Here is a 6,727-nt window from a genome sequence, read left to right on the forward strand (position 1 = left end):
CGCACGCGCCCGCGAACTCGTCGACCAGGGCACCGCCGTCGAGGCCGCCTGCCGCATCATCGTCCTCGAGGACCAGCTCGAAGAAGCCCAGCGCATCAATGCCGAATACCGCCGCGCCGCCGAAACGGCCGAGACGGCCGAGCCGTCGAGCGCAGCCTGAGGTGGCGCTCTGCCTGACACCGGCGAGCCTTGTTCGTTCGGACCGGTTTCGAACGCGTCGCTGTTTCCTGTGGTGACGCAGGGTGCGGGCGTGTAGCGTTCCTGTCAGCTGTCGTGGTTCGGAAATTCCCCTTTGCCCACGTCCCAGGCGTGGGCGTTTTGCTGTGCTGTGCCGCAGGAACCAGGGCGATCACCTCCGTCTCCCGCACCGTGCGGGAGACGCTCATCGACTGGAAGGCATCAGACATGGCTACTGGAACTGTGAAGTGGTTCAACGCGGAGAAGGGCTTCGGCTTCATCGCCCAGGACGGCGGCGGCCCGGACGTCTTCGCCCACTACTCCGCCATCAACTCCTCCGGCTTCCGCGAGCTCCAGGAAGGCCAGGCCGTGACGTTCGACGTCGCCCAGGGCCCCAAGGGCCCCCAGGCGGAGAACATCACCCCTGCCTGATCTCCTCCGCCCCGGCACGATGAAGAGCCGGTGGCGCAGCGTGTGGTGAACGAGTTCAGGGCCGTGGGGCTATCAACTGCACGGCCTTGAACTGTTGTCCGCGCGGACCGGCTCACCCGGTACCAGCCCGAAACGACCGGGGCTCCGGTGAGAAAGCGAGCACGACGAGCCGCGCTGCTCCGCTTCTTCTCCCGAAGAATCCGGCAGGTCAGCGCCAGGTGAGGTGCTCGTAGTGCCGGAGACGGGCGCGGGCGGCCTGTTCGGTCATGCCCAGGGTCTCGGCGAGCGCGGGCACCGACCCGTCCTCTAGGACTTGTCTCCTTGAAAGGTTAGGGGCGCCATTCCTGCTGATAGGCGGGGTGCTCGGCGTATGACTGGGTAAGGACTCGAAGCGCGTATGCCAGGCCGGCCGAGCGGGGGTTCGAGGGCTCCATGGCCTTGTAGTCGTGGGCCAGTTGCTCGGTCAGGTCGAGCATGGGGAGATGGCTGTCGAGAAGAGCCTCGCCGCCCAGGGTGTCGGCCACGTAGGCATAGGCGTGGTTGTCGTCATTGATGCGTGCGACGAGGAACTTCACAAGATCGTCCATGTGGCCATCTTCGCGGCCGAGGCGCTTCGGCGGTCAAGCGGCTGTCCAGATGAGGATGGCGGCGAGGTGGAGTGCGGCGTGGTAGGCGATGGCGAGCTTGTCCGTTCGCATGGCCAGGCCGCGCCACTGCTTGAGTCGGTTGATGCGCCGCTCGACGGCATTGCGTTGTCGATACGCCTAGGCGTCGAAAGCCGGTGGGCGACCGCCGGCGCGGCCTCGCCGCAGACGGTGGCCGACTTGGTCGGACGGCTGGGGGATGACAGTGCGGATCCCGCGCCGGCGGAGGTGATTCCGGATCGCTCGGGATGAGTACGCGCGGTCCGCCAGGACGGTGTCCGGGCGGGTTCTCGGCCTTCCGGGTCCGTTTCGCGGAACCCGGATGCCGGTCATGACGGTCTCGAAGGCCGGGGCGTCGCCTGCCTGGCCTGCCTGGCCTGCGGTGACGCGGAGGGCCAGGGGCCGTGCACGGCTGTCGCTGGCGAGGTGGACTTTCGTACTCAGGCCACCGGGGGAGCGTCCGAGGGCGTGGTCGTCGGGTTCAGCTCGGCCGGGCGCCCCTTTTTCCGGGCTCCGGCGGCGTGCTGGTGGGCTCGGCAGACGGTGGAGTCCACCGAGACGGTCCAGCCGATGTCGCCATCAGCGTCGGCCGCTGCCAGAACCGCGGAGAGGATACGTCCCCAAGTGCCGTCCACGGCCCACCTGATCAGGCGTTTGTGAGCGGTCTGGAACGAGCCGAGCTCGTCAGGCAGGTCGCGCCAGGGCGAGCAGGTGCGGTACTTCCACGCGATGGCCCCCAAGGTTCGGCGGTGATCGGCCCACCGCCGACCGCGGACCGGGTCGGCCGGCATCAGCGGCTCGATCCGGTCCCACATCACACCAGTGATCACTAATCGAACAGACATATCCGATCAACTGGCCAACCGATCAAAGAGACACGCTCTAGCTCGCGCGCACCACCGCCGGGATCGCGGGGCTCGTCGCGATCGTCCAGCACGACCGCGGTGACCAGCGCAATGCACACCGCTGGTTCGCCACCGCGCAGCGAGCCGCTCGCGAGTCCGGGGACCTGCGGATGACCGCCTGGGTACTCGCATGGCACGCCATGGTGCCGCTCAACTACGGCGCCCCTCAACAGGCCGCCCATCTCGCCGCGCTCACCCGCCGCGAGGCCGATAGCGCGCCCACCACCGCCGCGCTGTCCGCGGCGGTCACCGCTCAGGCGCTCGCCGCCCTCGGCGGTCACCGCTCAGGCGCTCGCCGCCCTCGGCGACACCGGCGGCGTCGAACTCGCCGTCCGGGATGTCCGGGCGCTCGCCGACCGTCTCGACGGTCAGGAGAGTGCCGACACGTCATTTGGCTACCCGGGGCAGAAGCACTTCGTGCACCTGTCGCAGGCGTACGCCCTCCTCGGCGACACCGGCCGCGTACGCCGCCCGAGGGGACGCACTCGAACCCACTGCATCCCCGTCCGTGATGACCCGGGCGTTCTTGGTCATGGACACCGCCGCGTGCCTGCACGCGGACGGCGACCCCACGGCGGCGGCCGAGATGGCCGCCGGTGTCCTCGACCGGCTCCCCGGCCCCCACCGCGACGACCTGGTCCGCTCCCGGGCCGAGGCCCTGCGCCGGCAGCTCACCGGGCGCCCCCACACTCACCTCGGCCAAGTCCTCGCATAACGGCATCTCAGGTCACAGGGCCCTCGGGTCCCGAGTTCGGACCACGACATGCCGGTGCCCCTCCCCGCTCGGCGGGGACGAGAAGGGGCACCGTGGACGAACCGGTCCTCCGTTTGAAGCACGGACAGCGCTCAGGCAACGTGGTTGTAGTAGCGGCCCTGGTGCTTGTACAGGCTCGTCGTGCGACGGCTGAAGGGGGCGGTGGCATTGCCCGTCGAACGGTAGACGTACGCGCCGTACTCGCCGCTCGTCCCGTACGCGATCAGGTCCGGGCGCCCGTCGTTGTCGAGGTCGCCGGCGCCGACGAGCTGGGAGTAGGCGCCCCAGCCCGCGCCGATCTTCACGCGGGGGGCGAAGCCGCCGCGGCCGTTGCCCTGGTGGAGCCAGAGGACGCCGGAGGCGTCGCGGGCGACCATGTCCCCGGCGGCCGTGCCGGCGATGTTCCCGACGGCGGTGATGTGGTTGTAGTTCTGCCAGCCGCCACCGACCTTTACGCGGGGCGCGTACGGCTTGGCGTAGCTGCCGGTGCCCTTGTAGAACCACAGGGCGCCGACGCCGTCGGTGGCCACCAGGTCGGGACGGCCGTCGCCGTCGAGGTCCGAACCGGCGGCGATCTTGTTGTAGATCTGCCAGCCCGTGCCCACCTTGACTCGCGTGGCGAACGTGCCGTCGCCCTTGCCGAGGTAGAGCCACTGCACGCCGGATCCTTCGACCGCCATCAGGTCGCCGGCGGCGGCGCCTCCGGCGTTGCCGACGGCCTCGATCTGCTTGTAGATCCCCCAGCCCGAGCCGACACGAGTGGTCTTGGCGGTCCAGATCTCGTCGTGCTGCGGCCAGTCCTGCAGGTCGTCGCGCCACAGCACACCGTTGGAGTGCCGGGCGAAGACGTCGGTGGAGCCGTTGTCGTTGAAGTCGTGCGGGTTGTACGCACGGGTGATGTTCATGAACCAGCCCTGGTAGGCGGGCTCGCCCGTGCCGTCGAGGAGCGTCGCCTCGGCCTCAACGGCGTACTTGCCGTTCGGCGCGTCCACGAAGCTGGCCCCATCCGGCGTCACCTCCTCGAAGACGGCTTCCCAGACGAAGGAGAACTCCGTGCCGTTCGTGGGTGCGGTCAGACGCTTGGTGAACTCCTTGCCGGTGGCGATGTGCGTGAGCGTGACGTCCACGTGGGCGTCGGCACGCGACAGCGTCCAGCCCAGGGTCACCCGGCCGCGAGACTTGTCGAGGTTCGCCATGGCGGGAACGTGGACCTCGTCGATCTCCAGCGGGATCACTGGCTTGCCCGGCTCCGCGGCCTTGGTGACGGTCGGGGTGCCGTCCTGCCCAGCCGCGACGCGGAACAGCCCGTCGGAGGCCGGGTTGCCCTGCAACAGCGCGGTGTTGTCGGCCGAGGACGCCCAGGCCGAAGCGGTGATGCCCAGGTCGCGAATCTCGCCGCTGGTCAGGGACACGGCCCGGACGGGCGTCCAGGGCTCGCCGTACACCAGCCAGTCGCCGACGAGCACGTAATGCCACTCGCCGTGGATGTTCCCGAGAGGGGTCCGCTTCTGCGCGCCCGTCTTGCGGTCGACTGACGAGACGTACAGCTCGGTGCTGTCCGTCTGGTCGGGCCAGGCCACGTGCGAAGCGGAGAACACCAGGCTGTCAGAGCCGTACCCGGACCGGACAGCGGAGTAAGTCGCGGATACCGTCCCCGCCGCCACGTCGATCAGTGCCCGTCCGTAGGCCTGCTCGTCCTCCGGGCCCGTCACGTACCCGACGAGAACGGAGCCGTCGTGAACCATCGAGCCGGCGAAGTCGGTGGCGTCCTGCGGCAGACCCGCGATCTCGCGACTGCTCGTCGTGGTCCCTGTCCTGGTCACGACGTGCAGTTCCGTCGTACCGTCATCCTTCGCGATCTGCGCGAGCACGCTCGTCGGGCTCACGACAGTCAGGTAGGTGCCGCTCAGCGCACCGAGGTCGATGTCGACGGCCGACGCGGAGGGGTCTGCCATGTTCCGCAGGGTGAGCCTGCTCATCTCGTCGGCCCGGGCCGCGTCGCCGATGACGACCACGTCACTGCCGGCCACGGTGGAACCACCGCGCTCGGGCACCTTCAGCCGGGTCGACATTCCGCCGTCGAACGGCGTCCACAACACGCTCTTCGTCCCGGCCCGGTCGTAGGAGTAGCTGAGGAAGCCAGAAGTGCCCACGCCCGCGAGGTCGGCACCCTGGGGGAAGACGGGAGGAGCGGCGTCGGCCTGCTCGGACGAGGTCGACGTCGCCGCGAACGCGGCCGGTGCGGTCGCCAACGTGCCGGCGCCGAGGGCGGTGACCGCGAGGACAGCCGTGACGGCGGTGGCGAGACGGGCGCCGGTGATGCGGAGTTGCAAGGTGAAGCCCCTACGAGTCTGAGTCGGACACGGAAATGCCGTGTCCGACTCAGACTCGTGAGCGGATCGAATAGTTGTACGAGAAGCTCGGGAGTTACGGGTCAGTGCCCAACTGGGCCGTCTTCGTCACTTCTCCCCGCAGTATGTGCTCGACCAAGCCGTCATAGGTATGGCGTCGATCGCCCGGTGCCCCTCCTCGCGCGGCTGGGGCGAGGAGGCACCGGGGTGGGGCCGGTCCGTTATGGGAGTACGGACCGGCGGCCAGGGGGGGGCAGACCCCCAGGCGGGCTACGGCGTCTTTGAGGAGTGTGGCGTTGACGCTGATGTCGTGGCCCATCACGAGGCCCCGGCGAGGAAGCTCCGCCAGGGCAGCGCGCAGCGCGGTGTGGCCGGCGGGCGGGGGCAGGAGTCCGAAGACGTCGGGGTAACGGTCCTCGGCGGTCTCGTCGAAGAAGGCGCCGTCCTGGACGCTGCGGCAGTTCTCGATCAGCCGCGGGGCGGCCTCGCCGATGATCTGCGGGTAGAGGACGCCGGCTCGAGATCGAACGAGAACCGCCGGACGTTACCAGTGCCGTAAAGGCCCGCCACGCCCTTCAACACGTCGGCGAGCGTATTCGTGCAGTAACTGAACCTTTTCATCCTGAATAGCTGCAGGTCAGCAGGGTGTGGACGGCTTGAACGATGGTGCCGACGCGGCGGGTGGAGCATCGGGCCCGGCAGAGGATCCGCTAGGACTTCAGCTGTGCGAAGGCGCGTTCGCCGGGAGCTCTGAGCCTGGCGTGGTCGCGGTTGAACTGCTGGTAGTGCTCGGGTTGTTCGCGGTGGTGGTAGTGCGGGGTCGGACGGTGGCGCCGGCGCCCTGGTAGGCGCGGTCCGCCAGGACAAGGATCTGCCGGGTCAGGCAGGCTTGGACGATGCCGTGGGCCCGGGCCGCGGTTAGGTCGTGGGTGCGGCCCGATGTCGCGTGGGAGAACCACAGGGCTGTGGGGTCAGGGTGGGCGATGAGCTGCACGTTCACGGCTGTGCTTGCGGTGTTTTTGCGAGTAGTACGGCTCATCGGCTGCGATGCGGTCGATAGGAATCAGGGCGGCTGTCGACGATCACATGGTCACCCTCGCCCAGGCCGGTCAGGGCCTCGTGCAGGCCCGGCGCTCACGCCGCGAGGACGTCGAGGGTCTCGCTGACGTAGCGCCAGGCCGTGGCGGTCGAGACGCCGAAGCCGGCTGCCAGGGCGGGCAGCGGCTCCGTTCTTGCGCAGATGCACCAGGACGAGCAGGGCCTGCCGGAAGCAGCCAGGCTTCGGCCACCGCGAGCGGCGTTCACACCTTCGTGCGCAGATCAGCCGGGAAACATGCTCGACCAGCTCATGCGGGACATCAACCTTGAGCCTGTTCCAACCTGCCGGACTGGCCTGCTCGTTGGGCTGACAGAGCGAAGAAGCCCCTGGTAGACGGGTTTCGACCAAGATAACCGGATCCACCA

5 protein-coding genes and 3 pseudogenes are annotated in these 6,727 nt (G+C 68.9%); 3 read left to right on the plus strand and 5 right to left on the minus strand.

Annotation, left to right across the window (positions count from 1 at the left end; translation table 11 throughout):
• Both ADL08_RS07620 and ADL08_RS07625 read left to right on the plus strand, forming a co-directional pair.
• Positions 1–160 (plus strand): annotated as a pseudogene (locus tag ADL08_RS07620) (MerR family transcriptional regulator); the annotation flags it as partial.
• Positions 161–405: 245 nt separating this feature from the next.
• Positions 406–609 carry a cold-shock protein gene (locus ADL08_RS07625; RefSeq protein WP_053641312.1) on the plus strand — a complete coding sequence of 68 codons (204 nt, stop codon included), beginning with the start codon at positions 406–408 and terminating at the stop codon, positions 607–609.
• A 329-nt stretch (positions 610–938) separates the two neighbouring features.
• Here the strand turns inward: ADL08_RS07625 and ADL08_RS07630 are convergent, their stop codons facing one another.
• The 3 genes and pseudogenes from ADL08_RS07630 to ADL08_RS37075 all read right to left on the minus strand — a co-directional run bounded on the left by ADL08_RS07630 (position 939) and on the right by ADL08_RS37075 (position 2,439).
• Positions 939–1,196, minus strand: a complete 258-nt coding sequence (locus ADL08_RS07630; RefSeq protein ID WP_053641308.1) for a DUF6221 family protein — start codon at positions 1,194–1,196, stop codon at positions 939–941.
• A 33-nt stretch (positions 1,197–1,229) separates the two neighbouring features.
• Positions 1,230–2,098 (minus strand): annotated as a pseudogene (locus ADL08_RS35215) (IS5 family transposase).
• Positions 2,083–2,439, minus strand: coding sequence for a hypothetical protein (locus ADL08_RS37075; protein ID WP_159042999.1), 357 nt, complete (start codon positions 2,437–2,439; stop codon positions 2,083–2,085). The pseudogene ADL08_RS35215 and the gene ADL08_RS37075 overlap by 16 nt, the downstream one beginning before the upstream one ends.
• 251 nt (positions 2,440–2,690) lie before the next feature.
• Here ADL08_RS37075 and ADL08_RS07645 point away from each other — a divergent pair, with 251 nt between their 5' ends.
• On the plus strand, positions 2,691–2,873 hold the full coding sequence (locus ADL08_RS07645) for a hypothetical protein (protein WP_159043000.1): 183 nt from the start codon (positions 2,691–2,693) through the stop codon (positions 2,871–2,873).
• A 131-nt stretch (positions 2,874–3,004) separates the two neighbouring features.
• Here the strand turns inward: ADL08_RS07645 and ADL08_RS07650 are convergent, their stop codons facing one another.
• Both ADL08_RS07650 and ADL08_RS07660 read right to left on the minus strand, forming a co-directional pair.
• Positions 3,005–5,245, minus strand: coding sequence for an FG-GAP repeat domain-containing protein (locus ADL08_RS07650; protein WP_053641310.1), 2,241 nt, complete (start codon positions 5,243–5,245; stop codon positions 3,005–3,007).
• A gap of 635 nt (positions 5,246–5,880) precedes the next feature.
• A pseudogene (locus ADL08_RS07660) lies at positions 5,881–6,608 on the minus strand (transposase family protein).
• Between the last annotated feature and the right edge of the window lie 119 nt (positions 6,609–6,727).

The sequence above is a fragment of the Streptomyces sp. NRRL F-6492 genome (genome assembly GCF_001280125.1).
Taxonomy (GTDB): domain Bacteria; phylum Actinomycetota; class Actinomycetes; order Streptomycetales; family Streptomycetaceae; genus Streptomyces.

Bases quoted from the DNA above. Each gene is read 5' to 3' on its own strand.
- ADL08_RS07645 (WP_159043000.1), top strand. From the start codon at position 2,691: ATGGACACCGCCGCGTGCCTGCACGCGGACGGCGACCCCACGGCGGCG.
- ADL08_RS07630 (WP_053641308.1), bottom strand. From the start codon at position 1,196: ATGGACGATCTTGTGAAGTTCCTCGTCGCACGCATCAATGACGACAAC.
- ADL08_RS07625 (WP_053641312.1), top strand. From the start codon at position 406: ATGGCTACTGGAACTGTGAAGTGGTTCAACGCGGAGAAGGGCTTCGGC.